Origin of the sequence: Paenibacillus sp. PK4536, from assembly GCF_028594455.2 — a bacterium.
Classification (GTDB): Bacteria; Bacillota; Bacilli; order Paenibacillales; family Paenibacillaceae; genus Saccharibacillus; species Saccharibacillus nuruki.
In genome coordinates, this window is sequence record NZ_CP126313.1 from 4,098,336 (window position 1) to 4,115,936 (window position 17,601).

A 17,601-nucleotide genomic window follows, 5' to 3' on the forward strand; every position below is an offset into this window, starting at 1 on the left:
TTATGAATAGCTATATTTTCTGAATCTGATCATAATACACTTCCATCTGGCTAAAGCTCATACCGATTAACGGCAATACCAGATAAAGGAATATCAAAGCATACATAGGCGTAAAGCCAATCATTTTTCCCCATGTTGCTTTCGTTTCGATCATTTTTTCATATTCTTGACGACGCTGTTCAAAGTAATAAGACATATCACTTTCTAGATCATCAAATGCTTGTGGAATCGGAATTTTATCTACGGCTAGATGAAGTTTGTCGACTAGCTTACCGAATTCAGGAAAAGAGACTTCATCTTTGAGCTGTTCCAATGCATCTTCAGGTCCATGTTCATAATGAAGTAAGCATTTCTGTAACGGTAATTTGAAGATAACGGCGAATCGATTCATCCATTCCAAAATCACTTCGACAGACATACGATCCATTCCACTGAGCATGGAGATCACGGTATGAAATTGATATACTTCGTGCTTCATATCCATACTTCGTGCTTTTTTCTGGAAATACAGCATCCATACAGGGACTTGATAAGCAATCAAAGCCATCATAAGGGCAATCAGCAACTCCCACCAGCGAAAATATTCACTATCATATGCTTTGAGCTTGAGCAAAATGCGATCCGTTGTGGTATTGATCTGCTCTTGATCTCGAAACTTGCCAGAGTTGTTCACCTGTATTGCAATCTGCTCATAAGTCACTTGACTAGACAATCCGACAGAAAGCATAATTTGACGATCCAAATCAGCTAATTCCTGCGCGTTTTTTTGTTCATCTATAGACATAGAGCCAAATAACATATCGTTTTTGACAGGTGCATATAGAATCATTTCTTTGGATTGATGATGTAGAATCATTCCTGCTGATAAAGTAACGACGAAACATAAAATGCAAAGTACTAATCTGCGTACTTGTAACCACTCCACTGTAATTCTGGCATTTACATCATTCAATAATTTGTCTAAACGATACTTATGAAGTGGATTTTCTCCTGCTGATGCTAGAAAAACAATTTTGCTAAACCATTTCCATTTCAACAATGCTTGTTCCCAGGAACGATAATCTTTCCCAGCTCGATACGTTGTCTCATCGTAAGTTTGTAATTTTTGAAGTAACAGATAACTAATGAGAATCAAGATGAAAATAAAAATACGTGCGATAAATCCTAATTTACTGGTATAAAAATCATCCATTGCTGGAAAATTACTACGTGCCCATTGTTCGATTGGATTGGTAAAAAAGATCGGCACAAGCACAATAATGTTTAGACTTTTAAGCAGATAATCCAGCTTATCTCTTCGTAAAATCTCTAAATGAATCTCTTTAGTGAGATTACTGAGTCCTCTAAGATACATAGAACCGTCTTGCCTTACTTTATCCCCATATTCCATCACCATACCGGATATACCGGCAAAAGCTTTCAGAAAGCGGTTAGGAGCTGTCTCATAATACTGTTCTAATCGTTCTTCTGGATGTTGGTCGGTTAATGCTTCTACGATCAAATTCGCATGGAGCGCAATCTCAGGAGCGGCATATTCTGACGCTTCATATAGAGATTCATCCACCATTCCATGACGGTGATAATGATGTCTGACATCTGCTAGCAAATCGACCATTTGACGCAGCAGTCTTCGTTCTAATCGACCTGCATAAGCTTCGATAAACATGCCATTGAGCACTACAGCAGCAATACAAAGCATAATAAAGAACAAAGGGTCAGGATTACGGATCATAAGGATCACTATCGATCCACCTAGTATACCTATAATCATCCATGTTACTGCCATCGTACGACGACGTAATTCCCATTCTTCATAAGCATGAATACTGGTAAGCCGTTTACGGATCCGAAGCACATAACTTCCTAATAATGGAACTTTCATTGCTACCATATACGATTGCTGTAGCGTCTGATAATGCCATGCTTGCCATCTTTTGCGCAGATCATGATTTTTCTCAGAAGGCATCATTGCTGTTAAATGACGGCTACGATTATGCTGTATCCGGTAAAGTATGATAACAACTGCCATTCCAACTGCACATATAATCAATACAGCGATAAGCAAATGCTTGATACTCATACCGCTTGCCCCCAATACGTATGTACAAAACGTTCAAACGAAACACGATCTTGCGTTGTCATTTGCTCTTGCATTTCGATCTTATTTTTTGTAGATAACGGATGAACAGCTACATATACACCATCATGGTATTCAATAATATTACGTGCAATAAACGTATATCGCTGGTTATGACCTTCTTCTTCACTTAGATCTGCTACAGGTACACATTCAGTGATACGTTCAATATAACGTTGTCCTTCTGCATCTCTTTTCAAATGAATATCAAAGTTAATGACACTAACGACTTGCTCTTCAGCGATCACTTCATTTTGGAAAACCCCTGTTTTGAGCAATGAGTTACGAAGCGAATAGATCAGATCACGAAATGTTTTGGCATGATGAGTAAAAATAGTGAATAAGCTGGCCACCTGTGCCATCTGGATCATCCACGCAGCGACTTCATCGGTAGCAACTTCTCCCAGAATATTCACTGTGCCATCTGTTTTTTTCTGCACATCCAGACCTTGTTGACCAGATACATTTTCAGTTTCACGGAAGCTCAGAATATTACGTCGACTATAGATTTCACGTAAATGAAGTTCTGACGCCATTTCTTGTACACGCAATGTATACGAAGCGTAGATATGCTTCACCAGTGCCATCAACAATGTTGTTTTACCAGAACCTTGAGCACCTGTTATCGATGTGATTCGTGCTCCTTTCATCAAGTAAACCAGCATTTCAATCGCCATTACCGATTGATCGCCACGAATCAATTGTTCTAAAGTAGCATTTTGCACATCAAATTTACGTACAAAAAATGCCCATGATTCTGCAAAAGGAGGACGTACAACGACGATCCGTGAACCATCTTTCATTTCATTTACTTTGTATCCATTAGCTTCAGACAATTGCCCTGGATGATTGTATTTATAGATATTTTGACAGACCCGTTTCAATTCGCGCACAGACCCAAAGCTTAAAAAAGATAAGTGAATAGATTTACCTTTATAAAATAGCCATACGCTTTCCCATCCTTTAGCAGGTGGTTCAACAACTTCATCTTTAGGATTAGGCATATACCGTGGTGTCAGTTGCCCTGAGTCTTCCAATACACCACTGACCCCGCCACTTACTCCATCCACTCGTTGATCTCTAATTTCATCAATAACAGAAAATCCTTTGTAATGCTGATAGACTTTTTGCGTTACAATATCTAACTTTTCTTCAAAAGTTAACGGACGATATTCCTGTCTAAAAATCTGCTGAATATCATGATCTGTTATAGCATAAGATAAGCTATCTCCATCGGTTTCAATTAATTTAGGCGCTGCTAGATCATATGTATCAATCAGCATCGATAATCCATCACGTCCATATTCGCTAATATAGCGATATAACAAAATATCGAACTGTTCACCTGTTGTTAATCGTTCTTCTTGATCAAACGGAATAATCTGATTGATATTGGTTTCATTTAGCCCGTATCCTTTGTGTAAAAGACCTGCAATAAAATCTTTGACATAGCGCTTATCCATTACATCTCCAGAAATACAGCCTTTTAACGCTTGACGTAATTCGGTACGCTTTGCAATTCTACGTCTATACTCTTCTTCATTCAGACCATAATCTGATAAACGACTATGGCTCATATCATGCAATTGATCTTTAACATATTGAATCAATGCAGACAATGTATGCTCCTGACTATGATTGATAGCGATATCATTACCTGCAAGGGCTGCACGACGATGGCGTGCAAACAAAAGTACACCCAGAATCAGCAGAACGATAATAATCAAAGTCATATTGATTCCATTTTCAAATAGCATGAAGCTTCCCCTCTCCAAGCCGCTTATAATCATGTCCTTCATTTAACTGTTCGAGTACATGTTCTGTCAACATAGTCGCTTGCTTAAAGAGTTCCACATATTTACGCGGCTGAGCCACTCCTAGATTCCGACGAACAAAAGGAAGTAACGTCTGTACATTCCATGCATCTCTAAATTGAGCATCATTTTCAATAGCGAATATATTTTGCTTCAAACTGTATTTACGACGAATATTGGATATCGTGCATTTGGAATCCGGGTCATAAGCACCCAAGACTGTTGTCCATGGTTGCTGATGAATCGATGCCCATTGCTTGCTAGTAGTAAAAAAGGATTCTAAATGATTGATATTCTGGCTCATATTGACGACTACACCATCTGCATACTTCAACAATTCCACTTTATCCATACCTGAACCTATATCTACAATCACAAGATCATAATACTCATTCGCAATATTCAAAATATCCTGCCAATCGGAATCTTTATCTGGCACTGTCTGGTTGGATTGAATCATTGTACCCGGTAGTAGGTCTAATCGATCTTTTAATAAAGGAATCGTGTAATCTGAGATATTATTTTTGTTCAGCTTGCGTGAAGATAACAATCGACGCACACTATCAATACCAATATCTGATTCCTGATAAGCAGTAGATACGAGAGTACCATGCGCCATTAATCCGCTCTCTATACTTTCGCCTTGAGCTTGATTATGGCAGACCAATATGCGTAAGCGATATTGTAGTGCTGCTGTTAATGTAACTAATGCGGTATGTGAAGATGTTTTACCATGACCTGCTTGCGGACTCCAAAACATTACTGTACTCATGCTCTTTTCCTTTCTGCTTGTTTAAGCGCTTTTTTAATTTCTTTATTTTCCATTCCGCTGATCTGACCTGTAAGTTCACACAATCCTTTTTTGAACAAACGGGATAATGGACGAATACGTAACTTTTCTGCATATTCATTTTCTAACTTTAGAGCCATATCCGATTCTGTCCATGGAATAGTAACAATCTCTGTATTCCAAGCAATCGGTAAATGATCTAAATGACTGCGGATATATTGCGATTCTAATGAACAATCTATTGTATGAATAAACGTTAAATGAAATGAAGGGACAAAAGTGGCTGTATCTTGAGCTTGCATCTGTTGATACCACTGTTCGAACCAGTTAATACTTTTGTCGATTGTCAATCGATCATAATCGCTTACCCAGACATGTTCCTCGGCACTAATCCATTGCTCACGATTATAAAAAGTAGTCTGTTCTACATCACAAAGAATATAATCGTAGTGCATACAATCTTCACCTGTATGGGATAACTGTGTATTAATATGTTCAAAAGCTTCAAACCCTGTTGCTAAATCAAATCCGGCAAATTCAGTAATAGTCTGTCTATAATCCGAATTGCCACTGTAGTAGCGATAACGATGTTCTAAAGTCGCATCGATTAATAATACTTTTTGCCCGGCTGAGGTCATCAAGGCACAAAGGGATAACATTAAATCTCGCTTATCGCACAATCCTGTAAATATCCAGGTTTTCAAACTGCTCAATCCTTTCTTTTTGTAAAGGGTATCGTTTCTAGTTTCGATCTATTGGGATGTAAAGGCTTCAGATGCGTTGTTTTTATATATCGAATTCTCAGTATTGGTAGAACTATTATCTGTAGTTGTCTGTTCGTTGTTAGATGTATTCATTTCCTGATTAGAATTGTTGTTATATGAACTTGCTCCACCTGACTGATTGTAGGATTGTCTTGTAGATACAGCAGATTCTGCTGCCGATTGAGCAGACTGTGCAATATTGAGTCGTTGTTCATCGGATAGAGCTTTAAGATCTAATTCTAATTGCTTCCGTACATTGTCTAATAAATAACGTTCTGCTGTGCCTACGATATTAGGATCTGCTTTCATTAAATTTAATACTTCAGCGTTAGAAGGGTACGTAGGAATAGCTTCTTTTTGTAATTCTGGTTCTACATAACTAACAGCGTACAATGATGCTTTATGCAATAACGCATCTACGGTTGCACTGGATAATGCTAACATTTCGTCTTCTTTTAAAGTGGTCCATATGGTTGGATAATCTAAATTATTTAATTTCTTTTTGGTTAACACAATATAATCTTGCCCGGTAGGAAATTGAATCCTAATATCAATCGTATCTCCCTTTTTGATATCTGTAGGCATTAAGATGGTGTTTAGTTCACGATTACGCATATCATCTGTAGTCGGCTGTTCTTCATAGATCATCGAAGTGGTGATCGGCATATTACGGGTTAAATTAATTTTAGTTGTTTTACCGACTAACTCATTGACTGTAGGTAAGAGATGATCTGGCAAAGATTGCTTAGGCAAATTGATGCTAACTAGATCTTTTTTAGTGATTTCTTTGCCTGCTGTTACTTCTTGTGAAGGTACAAATACAGTTACACGTTCTGTGCCTTCTTCTAATGTGCGTATCTGCTGTTCATAGCGTGCTCTAAGTTCATTCTGATCATGCTTGAACTGAATACTAGAGTAAATCACATATCCTGCAAAACAAAGACCAATCGCCCCTGCTCCGCATAAACCTGCATATATTAAATGCTTGGTGCGTTGTCTGATTTTAGACAATGTTATAATCTCCTTCATTTCTGCTTTTTAACGTAGACTAAAGCGAAATTTTTTTCTTTTGATAGGTGCTGGGATAATACTATTGAAAATAGTTTGTAGAGCGGTATCCATCTGCGCATGTTGATCAAAAGGATCAGGTTGCCATGGTAACGCATAGACTTGCTGAGTCTCCATCTCTTTGCTTATCCGCTGTGTCACTTCTTGTGTAGCCAAAGGTAAACAATAATGCCATTTGTTTTGCGGATGACGTTGCAATTGTTCTGCAAACTTCAAAATATCTTGATAACGCCATTCAGCTCCCGATCCTACTACAATCGGAATATCGGCTCTTAAAAACTCTTCTAAGCGCTCATTGTCTTTGTAGCAACCGAGATCAAGTACGAGAAAGCGATAACTTCCACCCAACAAATTCACTACTTCTGCACGTGCTGATTCTCGCCAATAATCTACATGTTGTATTTGAAATTTACGATCAAGCGGGTTGGAGCTTCCTCCTGCAACCGATTGAATTCTTGCAAATGTTCCAGGTACTCCATTCATTTCTGCTAGAGCAACGCCGCCTCCATGACGGGCAAGATAATGGGCGATTGCTATAGCTGTATGTGTTGTTCCTGTACCTGATGCTGTGCCAATTACAGCCACTACCATCGTCGCTTGTTGCATATTTACAGCGCTAGAAAGTGAATTCGGATAGATAGGCACTATATTTTCTTGCACCGCTCTTCGTATTGCTTCACGAGCTTCAGTAGCATTTTGAAAACGATCGATGGGACGCTGTTGTAGCATTTTGCGTAATACAGGGATAATTCCACGAGGAAGATCGCTACGAATAAATTTCTCCATACCGGGCATCCATTCGCTATAATGACCTCCTGTAGCTAGATACAGAATTAATGCTCCTAATCCATACAAATCAGAACGACTATCCGTTTGTCCACTACCATATTGTTCGGGTGCAGCGAATCCAACCGTTCCTAATTTCACTGTATCTTCTGTTTCTTCTGGCTTAAAGTTGCGTGCAATTCCGAAATCGATCAACCTCATATCTTGCATCGGTGTGACCATCACATTAGAAGGCTTCATATCTCGAAAAACAATCGGTGGTTCACGATCATGTAAATACTCTAGTACTTCGCACAATTGATCTGCACAGCGCATAATAAAAGATGCTGTAATATATTCAGGATGTTTTTTGAATTGTTGATCCAATGTAATACCTTCAATATAATCCATAACTAAGTATGTAAATCCTTCAGCATCAGGCTCAAAAAAATCTACAATTCTCGGTAAAGAAGGATGACTCAATGTAATTAACATCTGTGCTTCATCGGCTACATTTACAAATTGTGATGGCGCAGAGACACTTTCTTTGATCGCCCAAGATCGTCCAGGTAACTTCAAGTCATGAGCTAGATAGACATGACTCATACCACCACTGCCTAACTTTTGCTCAATCCGATAGCGATCTCCTAGTACCATGCCATATGCTAATTTGGATGAATGAATCATAGATATACCTCCTTGATTACAGTTTGTTATTCAGTCATATCGTCTCCATATCAAAAAATGCAACAAAAAAGGGAAAGCTTCCGCCACACTGAAAATAACCCTGTTAGGATTAGTTGTTTCAGTGGACGGGATGCTTTCCCTGTCCGTTGCACTTCAATTTGAATTTATTATAAATGATAAAGTCGGGATTTGTAAAGACTTTTTATAAGACTATTTTCCTACATAGTTCAATATGATCATTTTTGAGCAGCATAAGCGTCTCGATTACGTTGCACTTGTTTGACATGCAATTCTAAATGAGATACACAAAGTTTCTCTGCAATCATACGTGCAGACAGTGTTCCATCTTCTGTATGCTCACCTGTACGTTCCCAATCTTCATCACGAATCTGCTCCAAAACAGGTGCAAAAGCCCTACGCATTGCGATCAATGCTTGCAGGTGATGTTCCATATTAAGTGAACTATACTTTAGATTTTGTGCCCATAGATCTTGATCAAATGCTCTAATCACAGGATTTTCTTCAGCCAAGACTGATTTCAATCGGGATTGAAGCATAATTTCTACATCAAATAGATGAACAACGATCTCATGAATGCTCCATGCTTCTGGTGCTGGTTTAAAATCAATTTCTGCTTCAGGAATCGCGCGAATCTGTTCTACAAAATGCTCCATATCCGGTAAATAACGATAAATTGCGTTTTGCATAAGTACACATCCTTCTCCACATTGATCTTTATATTGATATATCCAATGATCTGACCAACCCTATTTTATCAGTATTTGACCATATAGAGCGTAATCTCGTCACGGTTATGAAATAATTGCTTCGCACGTTGAACCTGCATACGCGCTTCTTCAAAGGTGCTGATGACTTCTTTGATCAAAGCCAGTGGCTTTTTGTTCATTAACTTCACTGTAACAATCACAGTTCCGCCCGGCACAACAGCATCTAACATACCAATAACCAATTTAGCTGTTAACTTAGGGCTCCAGCTCATATCACAAACCAGTAGATCGAATTCATTCGGTTTGAATTTGACATCAGCTGCATTTTTTTTGACTACTTTAAGATTAGGAATATTTTGTAGAGAAGGATCCATTTTAGCTGGATCTACTGCTGTCACTTGCAATCCTTTGTCCAGTAGAAAAGAAGTCCAGCCTCCCGGCGCAGCACCTACATCAACCGCAGAACGAAACGCAGTAAAGTCGATTCCAAATACACGTTCTGCTTCAAGTAATTTGAATTTGGCACGCGAAATCTGACCTTCTTCTCGTTGGAAACGAACAGCTCCACCATTCCAATCCGACAGATTATCTGTTGGCACCGAAATGCCTGCATACAATCGTTCTGCTGTCCAAAATACAGAGACTACTTTGTCTGCATCCTGTACTGCAAAATCAGACTGCAAGCCCATTAGACGTTGTTCGAGTAGATGACGTAATTCAGACGCATTTTCTTCTGGTGCAGCATCAGCTGTTTTGCGAATATGCACAGCTAGACGAATACCTTTCAATTCATCACGTTTCAATAGTAAATCGGCTAATACATCAAATGGATGTTGCGCTGCATCGATCTGATCCAATACCAGATCATAATGAACCGGTTGAATATGACGTAAGAACATAGGCGGTTCTGCTAATAAACGTTGTACCACTTGCTCACTAGCTACAGGTAAAGTTAATAAAAGCACTTCAGAAGCAACTAAAACAGAACTTTTTACAGCTCCGAAAGCTCTTTTTAATTCTTCTTGTGCATAAGGAGCAAAACCGTGATTAGCTGTTCCGATCCAGCGAGAATCGCTTTGTTGCTCTTGTTCTTGCGTATTGTTTTCTTGGTCATTCATGAGTTAATGTTCAGCCTCCAATAATTTATGCGATTGCACTACGGATATGTTCAAGTATACGTGGAACAGATTCCATACGGTATAAAAAACGTGGAGTTTTTTCTCTCCACGCTTCAAATACAATCAGACACGGTATACTGCTAATTTCGTAAGCTTGTACAAATGTAGGTGCAAAGTTAACATTTAAAGCATATACCGTTTGTTCTGGCAAAAGAGGTAACGTAATTTCCAACATCCGTCGCCCCATTTTACAAGTACCACAAAGCGGTGTATACGCATATATAGCTACTGCTTGTCCTGATGTGGTCGCCATAGCTAGCGCTTGTTGTTCTGTCAGTTCTTCGATCATAACCATCACCCTTGCCCTTGTGAAGCTTGGTTAGCGATATCACTCAGAAGTTCCGCAGGCATAGCACCATCATGCAGAATCACATGTTCAGGCTTCGCTTGATACAACAGTTCATACATTCGCTTGCGACCTGACATACTTGAAGTATGCAAATAAATTTCATTAGCAAATAGACCTTCATGCACCATCGCTTTGACTACATCTGTTCCATCCATTTGCCCAAAACCAAGCTCATGATCTAGCGAAAGAATATGAACTTCGCTCTCTCTGAGCATCATCAGACATTCTTCTCCGTCTCTCGCTAGAGCAAAACCTTTGGGGCAAGGACGATAATCATCCAAATAAAGATTGATCATAAATACTGCCTCCTCGGTTCCTATGGCTTGATTTTATTTTTCAAATTGTGTAGCTGGACAGTAATATGCTTTTTTACCTGAGACTTCGGTTTTGACAATTAAGTCTTTGGCAGAACGTACAGAAGGTTCACCTTCACGCTCATATACACGACGAAGTTCATGGAATCCACCTGTTAACGAATCCGTTACTGTTAAAGGTTGACCCGCAAGATGTCCACCTGTTTGAATCGCTTCTTCTAGTACAGTCTGCATAGCGACATAAAGACGAGATAATGCTTCATCTTCTAGTTCTTGTACTTTGGCAGATGGTAATAATCCAGCTGTAAATGCGATCTCATCCGCATAGTAGCTTCCAATACCTGCTACTAGATTTTGATTGGTCAATGCCGTTTTAAGAGAACTGCGACGACCTTTATATAATTTGATGAACTGTTCTTCCGTTAATTTGCGATCGGTTGCTTCAGGACCTAAATCTTTTAATTTAGCGCCTGCTTCTTTGGCAGTATACACATAGAACATCCCTTGACGTGCACCGGTAAAGTAAAGAGAATTGTGATCTTCGAATTGAATTTCAACATCAGATACACGATCTGTATTGTCTTTTGTTTTGCCATAAAATAAAGAACCACCTGCTGCAATACTTAAAAGCAGACGTTGTCCATTGTTGGTATGCAAATTTAAATATTTGCCGCGACGTTCGATAAAAGCAATTCGTTCGCCTACAATTTGACGATTTACTTGTTCGGATTCGAGATTAACAGCTTTGGCACGCTTAACCTCAATTTGAGTAATCGGTACATTTAAAATGTAATTGCTTAATTGCACTTTATAGTTTTCTAATTCTGGCAATTCTGGCATAAGAATTCTTCCTCTCTCTATATCAATTAATGGGATAATGACTGGAATCCAAGTGCCGAACTGACTTCGGCAAGATTCTGACATATGATATCTGCTTTGACCCCTGCTTTGGCTTCATGTATAGACATATTCACTGTTGTTGTAATACCGCTTAAGACCAGTACTGTTACACAACCCGCTGCCGCACCAGCAGCAATATCTGTTAATAGATTATCACCTACTACAATCGCATCGCTTGCAGGTAGTCCTAAGCGTTCTAATGCATATTCCATCAAGATAGCTGATGGTTTACCTATCACAACAGGTTCTACACCTGTAGCGGCAGCAATGGATGCGCCAATCGTACCTGCTCCTGGCAACAAACCATCATGTGAAGGAAGCTGAAGATCGGGGTTCGTCAGAATAAACTGAGCTCCACTTGCGATCAGGCGTAATGCCTTGGTCAGCTTTTCATATGTAAATTGACGATCAATCCCTTGAAGGACATAATCCGGTTGTTCCTCTGTTAATTGTAATCCGTGTGCTGTTACGGCTTGCTTCAATCCATCTTCTCCAATGACATATACACTGGAAGTAGGTGACTGCTCTGCAATATAATGAGCCGCTGCCATAGCCGAAGTACATACTTGTTCAGCACTAGCAGGTATGCCTAGATGAGTCAGATGATCTGCGACTCCTTGCGGCGTACGTGAAGAGTTATTGGTAACAAATAAATAAGGAATCTGCTTCGACTGTAAATCTTCTATCCAAGCACTTGCTCCTTCGATCACGGTATCACCATGATACAATGTACCATCCAGATCAATTAGCAATCCTTTACGATTTGTTGTCATATAGACACCCTTTCTATCACTCACAATCTTCATTGTAAAAAAAGTTGCGGCATAAGGCAAACGGTATCCTTATATTGCCGCAACAAAAATACTTCAAACCGACTTAGAAGTGATCGGAAATAGTACATGTTCTTCTGCTAACAAAGTATTTTCAAACACACTTTTGGCTTCTTGAAGCAAAGGCTCAAGTTGCTCACGATCTTTATAACGGGAGCTGAAATGAGTCAAAATCAATTCGTGTGCATTCGCTTCTTTAGCTGCATGTGCCGCTTGTAATGTAGTACTATGATAATAATTATGAGCAGTTTCTTCCATATCTTGCAAGAAAGTAGCTTCATGCACCAATACATCTGCATCTTGCGCCAGCAGACTTACATTAGGACAAGGTCTTGTGTCTCCTAGAATCGTAATTATTTTTCCTTTTTTCGGTTTTCCTACGACTTGATGAGAGTGTAATGTTTGTCCATCTGCTAACTGGATACTACCTCCGTTTTTCAACTGCCCGTAGAGAGGTCCTGGCTTAATCCCATGATGTTTTAATATTTCAAAATTCAATTGTCCCGGGCGATCTTTTTCAATAATACGATACCCGTAACTATCAATACGATGCTCTAATAATGCAGACTCTACGCGAAACATTTCGTCTTCAAAGACTACGCCGCCTTCGTGTTCCACAATATTCAACTCATATTCAATACGTGATTGACTGAGTTCGAGTGTGGTACGAATATATCGTTCTAATCCTACAGGACCATACACTGTCAGCGGAGTCACTCCTCCTTGATAAGCACGACTGGATAATAATCCCGGAAGACCGAATAAATGATCACCATGTAAATGAGTAATAAAAATCTTTTCTAATTTACTTAATTTGAGTAAAGAACGTAATACTTGATGCTGAGTACCTTCTCCACAATCAAATAACCATAAGGCACGGCGTTCTTCATACATTCGCAATCCAATAGAGGTCACATTACGCTGAAGTGTAGGGACCCCTGCATTGGTTCCCAAAAAATACAATTCCATCTCTCTCTACCTTCCTTCTGTGTTCGCCAAGTTCCGTAACAAAAATCCCCCGATGGGTCGGAGGATTCTGCAATAATAACAGATGATACAACTCAATCTATAGTTACGCCTTATCGACATTAAAATAACGAGCTTGTGGATGGCTGAATACCATCGCTGATACTGAAGCTTCTGGCTCCATCATAAATCCTTCGGTTAATTCAACACCGATATCTTCAGGTTTTAATAAAGCAAATAAAGGACCTTGATCTTCCAAATCAGGGCAAGCAGGATAACCAAATGATACCCGAATCCCTTGATAACGTGCGCCTAAGCGTTGCTTCATCGTCATGGTGGCTGGATCAGAGAATCCCCAACTATCACGCATCATATGATGAACACGTTCTGCAAGTCCTTCTGCGGTCTCTAGAGCTACAGCCTGAAGAACATGGGAACGTAGATAATCGCCTTTGTCTTTCCACTCTGAAGCAAGTGCACTAATCCCCTGACCGGCAGTGACTACCATAAATCCTACATAATCCATCATACCACTTTCTACAGACTTCAAAAAGTCAGCGAGACAGAGATAAGGCTCGACTTGTTGGCGAGGGAAAGTAAATGTATGCAAGATTCGGCTGTGATCTTCTGGATCATAGACGATGACATCATTTCCACTGGATTGAGCAGGGAAAAAGCGATACATACCGTGAGCCTGAATAATATGCTCGGTCAATGCTTTTTGCAATATTTCGTCTACTACCGATTTGAGCTGTACTGCTTTCGGATCTTCCTTCGCTAACAATTGCTCTACAGAACCTTTAAGCCCTAAATGATGTCCTAGAAGCATCTGCATATTCACATACGGCAAAATATGACCAAGCGGATAATTACGCAATACATGACGATCTAGATCAGGCGGAATATAGATCTGTACATTAGGATCAATATCTGATTTTACCGCACGAGTCAGTACAGGTAATGGCGCAACTTCTACCGCTACTGCTGTATCAATCTCATTTTCAGCGGCAACTTCAGCTTCGATCACTGCCCGTTTTTCAGGATTCATCAGACGGTTGGCTATATCAAGACCATCCATTGCATCTTTGGCGTATAATACCAATCCATCATATTCAGGTCGTATACGGTTTTTGGTAAATTTACGAGTTAAGGCAGCTCCACCGACTAGAATCGGAATCGCAATACCTGCACTTCGCAGATCTTGAGCTGTGGTGATCATTTGTTGAGCTGATTTGACCAATAGCCCTGATAGCCCGATAGCATCTGCTTTTTCATTACGGTATGCTTCGATAATACGTTCAGGTGGTACTTTAATGCCTAGATTAATAATTTTATAACCATTATTGGATAAAATGATCTCTACTAAATTTTTACCGATATCATGTACATCGCCTTTAACAGTTGCCAGCAAAATCTTACCTTTTACAGACGATTCATTTTTCTCCATAAATTGTTCCAGATAAGCAACAGATGCTTTCATCACTTCAGCACTTTGCAACACTTCAGCTACAATCAGTTCATTGTTATTAAACAATCGTCCGACTTCTTCCATACCAGCCATAAGCGGACCATTAATAACTTCTAGCGAGGAATACTTTTGAAGTGCCTTTTCCAAATCTGGAAGTAAGCCTTCTTTGGTTCCTTCAACTACATAAGAAGCCAATCGTTCTTCAACAGTAAGATTAGAATCGAGAACTTTCTTTTCTACCTTCTTATTCCGAAAAGCAGCAACAAATTCAGCCAGTGTTGCATCATTGGTGTTGTAAAGTAATTCTTCTGCAAGATGACGCTCATGATCAGGAATAGAAGCATATCGCTCTAATTTCTCCGTATTCACAATCGCATAGTCTAATCCTGCTTTGGTACATTCATATAAAAATACAGAGTTCAGTACTTCCCGTCCTGCTTCAGGTAATCCGAACGATATATTACTGATACCTAGAATCGTATGACAGCCTGGAACCTGTTGCTTAATTAAGCGAATCCCATCAATCGTTTCTTTAGCAGAGCCGATATATTGTTCGTCTCCTGTACCCACTGGAAAAACAAGCGGATCAAAAATCAAATCTTCTGTTTTGAGCCCATATTTATTAACAAGCAATTGTTGTGAACGCTTAGCTACTTCTAATTTATCTTGCGCGGTTATTGCCTGTCCTCGTTCGTCAATTGTACCTACCACTACAGCAGCGCCGTATTTATGAATCAGTGGTGTGACATCTTCGAACTTTTCTTCACCATCTTCTAAATTGATCGAATTGATAATCGCTTTACCTTGCGAATAACGAAGAGCAATATCAATCACCGCAACATCGGTTGTATCGATCATTAATGGAGCTTTTACTTTTTTGACAACCAAATCTAAAAATTTCTCCATATCATAGGTTTCATCTCGATCGGGATCCTGTACACAAATATCTATCACTTGTGCACCATTTTTAACTTGAGCACGAGCAATCTCAGAAGCTTCTTCGTATTTGCCTTCTACAATCAGTCGTTTGAACTTACGTGACCCCAGCACATTGGTACGCTCACCAACCATATAAGGACGATTATCTTGTTCAATATAAACAGGTTCGATTCCAGATAAAGCAGGCGGATGTGTGCCGATCATAGGACGAGGTGGATACTGGGATAATAATTCATCCATCACTCGAATATGTTCTGGTGTTGTTCCGCAACAGCCACCTGCGATATTGAGCCAACCTTGTTCAGCAAAAGCTGCCATTTTGCGCCCTAGTGATTCTGGAGATTCATGATAATTCCCATTTTCATCCGGCAAACCTGCATTAGGATAACAACTTACTGCGGCTCCTGCCATTTCAGATAAAGAACGAATATGATCACGCATAAATTCAGGCCCTGTCGCGCAATTTAGACCTACTGAAATCGGATTCAAATGTTCTAAAGAAATATAAAAAGATTCTATGTTCTGTCCGGCAAGTGTCGTACCCATGGGCTCAATTGTACCGGATATCATTAGAGGGAGATGAATACCGGTCTGTTCAAACGCATTACGGATACCGATACTCCCTGCTTTCACGTTCAATGTATCTTGCGAGGTTTCTAATAGAAGTACATCTGAACCGCCTTCTATCAAAGCAACAGCCTGTTCCTGATAACTATCCACCAGCTCATCAAAAGTCACTCCGCCAGTAACCGATAATGTTTTGGTAGTGGGTCCCATAGCGCCTACAACATAGCGTGGGCGTTCAGCAGTGCTGTATTTATCAACAGCAGCTTTGGCAAGCTTTACTGCTGCTAGATTCAATTCTCGTGCTTGATCCTGAATATCATATTCAGCTAAAACGACTGATGTTGCACCAAATGTATTCGTTTCGATCAAATCTGCACCTGCAGCTAAATATTGTTCATGGATTTCTTGAATAACATCGGGACGTGTTAAAACCAATATTTCATTACAACCGTCCAGATCATCGCTCCCAAAATCATCAGCTGTTAAATCTCTTTGTTGAATCATAGTACCCATAGCGCCATCCAAAATCAGAATACGCTGTTCAAGTCTTTCTTGTAGGTCAGGCTTCTTCATCTATTCGATCCTCCCCGCAAAACGTTAGGCTTTAGTTTAACAGAAACCTTTTAACTAGAAAAGAATCTTATTTGTCATGTATCGATATATTATGCTTATAATGAGAGGGACCAACTTTATCTACACACAGGATGAAGTTTCTATGAAAGTATCGACAAAAAATGCTTTTTCTTTTATAATACAACATAAAAACATTGAAAGAAGGGTAATCCGATGGCTGAAATCAGAATTAGAAATACCAACGAACGAATTGCTGGAGATGACAAGGTTCTGGAGTTTTTGAACAAACATGAAGTGGTATATGAAAAATGGGATGCTTCCAAATTAGCTCCTGAATTGCAAGATAACTTCACTTTAACAGATGAGCAAAAACAAGCGGTTTTGGATACGTATGCTGAAGAAATCAAAGACCTTTCAGCACGTCGTGGTTACCGTACTTGGGACGTGATTACATTATCTGAGTCTACACCTGATCTTGAAGCGAAGTTAGCTAAATTCGAAGAGATTCATACACATACAGAAGATGAAATTCGTGCGATCGTATCGGGGAACGGTATTTTTATTATCAAAAGCCCTGAGCATGGATATTTCGATGTTGAGTTAGAACCAGGCGATGTTATTTCTGTACCTGAGAATACACCTCACTTCTTTACACTTGTTGACAATCGTAAAATTGTAGCTGTTCGTTTGTTTGTCGAAACAGACGGTTGGATTGCTGTTCCGTTTGAAGATAGCTCTTTCCAAAAAGCATAAGTATACACATA

At 39.5% G+C, this 17,601-nt stretch carries 15 protein-coding genes; 1 reads left to right on the plus strand and 14 read right to left on the minus strand.

Annotated elements, in window-relative coordinates; genetic code table 11:
- Window positions 1–10: 10 nt before the first annotated feature.
- The 14 genes from PO903_RS18135 to metH all read right to left on the minus strand — a co-directional run bounded on the left by PO903_RS18135 (window position 11) and on the right by metH (window position 16,837).
- Window positions 11–2,080: a hypothetical protein gene (locus tag PO903_RS18135; protein ID WP_273594198.1), complete on the minus strand. Its 2,070-nt coding sequence runs from the start codon at window positions 2,078–2,080 to the stop codon at window positions 11–13.
- Complete coding sequence (locus PO903_RS18140; protein ID WP_273594199.1) at window positions 2,077–3,894, minus strand: P-loop NTPase family protein; 1,818 nt, start codon at window positions 3,892–3,894, stop codon at window positions 2,077–2,079. The genes PO903_RS18135 and PO903_RS18140 overlap by 4 nt, the downstream gene beginning before the upstream one ends.
- Entirely contained in the window at window positions 3,884–4,723 is an 840-nt protein-coding gene (locus PO903_RS18145; protein ID WP_273594200.1) for a hypothetical protein, read from the minus strand. The genes PO903_RS18140 and PO903_RS18145 overlap by 11 nt, the downstream gene beginning before the upstream one ends.
- A complete protein-coding gene (locus PO903_RS18150; protein ID WP_273594201.1) occupies window positions 4,720–5,445 on the minus strand; it encodes a hypothetical protein in 726 nt (241 codons plus the stop codon). The genes PO903_RS18145 and PO903_RS18150 overlap by 4 nt, the downstream gene beginning before the upstream one ends.
- A gap of 48 nt (window positions 5,446–5,493) precedes the next feature.
- The gene (locus PO903_RS18155) at window positions 5,494–6,516 is read right to left on the minus strand and encodes an SAF domain-containing protein (protein ID WP_069325983.1); all 1,023 of its coding nucleotides are present in this window, start codon (window positions 6,514–6,516) and stop codon (window positions 5,494–5,496) included.
- A gap of 27 nt (window positions 6,517–6,543) precedes the next feature.
- The gene (locus tag PO903_RS18160; protein WP_273594202.1) at window positions 6,544–8,025 is read right to left on the minus strand and encodes a serine/threonine protein kinase; all 1,482 of its coding nucleotides are present in this window, start codon (window positions 8,023–8,025) and stop codon (window positions 6,544–6,546) included.
- Between the two features lie 236 nt (window positions 8,026–8,261).
- Window positions 8,262–8,732 carry a DinB family protein gene (locus PO903_RS18165; RefSeq protein ID WP_137221545.1) on the minus strand — a complete coding sequence of 157 codons (471 nt, stop codon included), beginning with the start codon at window positions 8,730–8,732 and terminating at the stop codon, window positions 8,262–8,264.
- Between the two features lie 68 nt (window positions 8,733–8,800).
- The gene (locus tag PO903_RS18170) at window positions 8,801–9,871 is read right to left on the minus strand and encodes an SAM-dependent methyltransferase (protein WP_273594203.1); all 1,071 of its coding nucleotides are present in this window, start codon (window positions 9,869–9,871) and stop codon (window positions 8,801–8,803) included.
- A gap of 25 nt (window positions 9,872–9,896) precedes the next feature.
- Window positions 9,897–10,220: a thioredoxin family protein gene (locus tag PO903_RS18175; RefSeq protein WP_161594213.1), complete on the minus strand. Its 324-nt coding sequence runs from the start codon at window positions 10,218–10,220 to the stop codon at window positions 9,897–9,899.
- A 5-nt stretch (window positions 10,221–10,225) separates the two neighbouring features.
- Complete coding sequence (locus PO903_RS18180) at window positions 10,226–10,576, minus strand: cyclic-phosphate processing receiver domain-containing protein (protein ID WP_069325987.1); 351 nt, start codon at window positions 10,574–10,576, stop codon at window positions 10,226–10,228.
- 33 nt (window positions 10,577–10,609) lie between these two features.
- Window positions 10,610–11,434 (minus strand): Fpg/Nei family DNA glycosylase, encoded by an 825-nt coding sequence (locus tag PO903_RS18185; RefSeq protein ID WP_273594204.1) that lies wholly within the window; start codon window positions 11,432–11,434, stop codon window positions 10,610–10,612.
- A 26-nt stretch (window positions 11,435–11,460) separates the two neighbouring features.
- Window positions 11,461–12,267, minus strand: a complete 807-nt coding sequence (gene nucF / locus PO903_RS18190; protein WP_273594205.1) for a 5' nucleotidase NucF — start codon at window positions 12,265–12,267, stop codon at window positions 11,461–11,463.
- 93 nt (window positions 12,268–12,360) lie between these two features.
- A complete protein-coding gene (gene rnz / locus PO903_RS18195) occupies window positions 12,361–13,293 on the minus strand; it encodes a ribonuclease Z (protein WP_069325990.1) in 933 nt (310 codons plus the stop codon).
- Between the two features lie 103 nt (window positions 13,294–13,396).
- On the minus strand, window positions 13,397–16,837 hold the full coding sequence (metH, locus tag PO903_RS18200; protein WP_273594206.1) for a methionine synthase: 3,441 nt from the start codon (window positions 16,835–16,837) through the stop codon (window positions 13,397–13,399).
- A gap of 213 nt (window positions 16,838–17,050) precedes the next feature.
- On the opposite strand from metH, the gene mtnD reads away from it, so the two are divergent.
- Window positions 17,051–17,590 (plus strand): acireductone dioxygenase, encoded by a 540-nt coding sequence (gene mtnD / locus PO903_RS18205; protein ID WP_069325992.1) that lies wholly within the window; start codon window positions 17,051–17,053, stop codon window positions 17,588–17,590.
- The last annotated feature ends 11 nt before the right edge of the window (window positions 17,591–17,601 follow it).

Excerpts from the sequence above, each read along its gene's own strand:
- PO903_RS18135 (WP_273594198.1), bottom strand. The coding sequence starts at position 2,080 with ATGAGTATCAAGCATTTGCTTATCGCTGTATTGATTATATGTGCAGTT.
- PO903_RS18140 (WP_273594199.1), bottom strand. The coding sequence starts at position 3,894 with ATGCTATTTGAAAATGGAATCAATATGACTTTGATTATTATCGTTCTG.
- PO903_RS18145 (WP_273594200.1), bottom strand. The coding sequence starts at position 4,723 with ATGAGTACAGTAATGTTTTGGAGTCCGCAAGCAGGTCATGGTAAAACA.
- PO903_RS18160 (WP_273594202.1), bottom strand. The coding sequence starts at position 8,025 with ATGATTCATTCATCCAAATTAGCATATGGCATGGTACTAGGAGATCGC.
- PO903_RS18165 (WP_137221545.1), bottom strand. The coding sequence starts at position 8,732 with ATGCAAAACGCAATTTATCGTTATTTACCGGATATGGAGCATTTTGTA.
- PO903_RS18170 (WP_273594203.1), bottom strand. The coding sequence starts at position 9,871 with ATGAATGACCAAGAAAACAATACGCAAGAACAAGAGCAACAAAGCGAT.
- PO903_RS18175 (WP_161594213.1), bottom strand. The coding sequence starts at position 10,220 with ATGATCGAAGAACTGACAGAACAACAAGCGCTAGCTATGGCGACCACA.
- PO903_RS18180 (WP_069325987.1), bottom strand. The coding sequence starts at position 10,576 with ATGATCAATCTTTATTTGGATGATTATCGTCCTTGCCCCAAAGGTTTT.
- PO903_RS18185 (WP_273594204.1), bottom strand. The coding sequence starts at position 11,434 with ATGCCAGAATTGCCAGAATTAGAAAACTATAAAGTGCAATTAAGCAAT.
- nucF (WP_273594205.1), bottom strand. The coding sequence starts at position 12,267 with ATGACAACAAATCGTAAAGGATTGCTAATTGATCTGGATGGTACATTG.
- rnz (WP_069325990.1), bottom strand. The coding sequence starts at position 13,293 with ATGGAATTGTATTTTTTGGGAACCAATGCAGGGGTCCCTACACTTCAG.
- metH (WP_273594206.1), bottom strand. The coding sequence starts at position 16,837 with ATGAAGAAGCCTGACCTACAAGAAAGACTTGAACAGCGTATTCTGATT.
- mtnD (WP_069325992.1), top strand. The coding sequence starts at position 17,051 with ATGGCTGAAATCAGAATTAGAAATACCAACGAACGAATTGCTGGAGAT.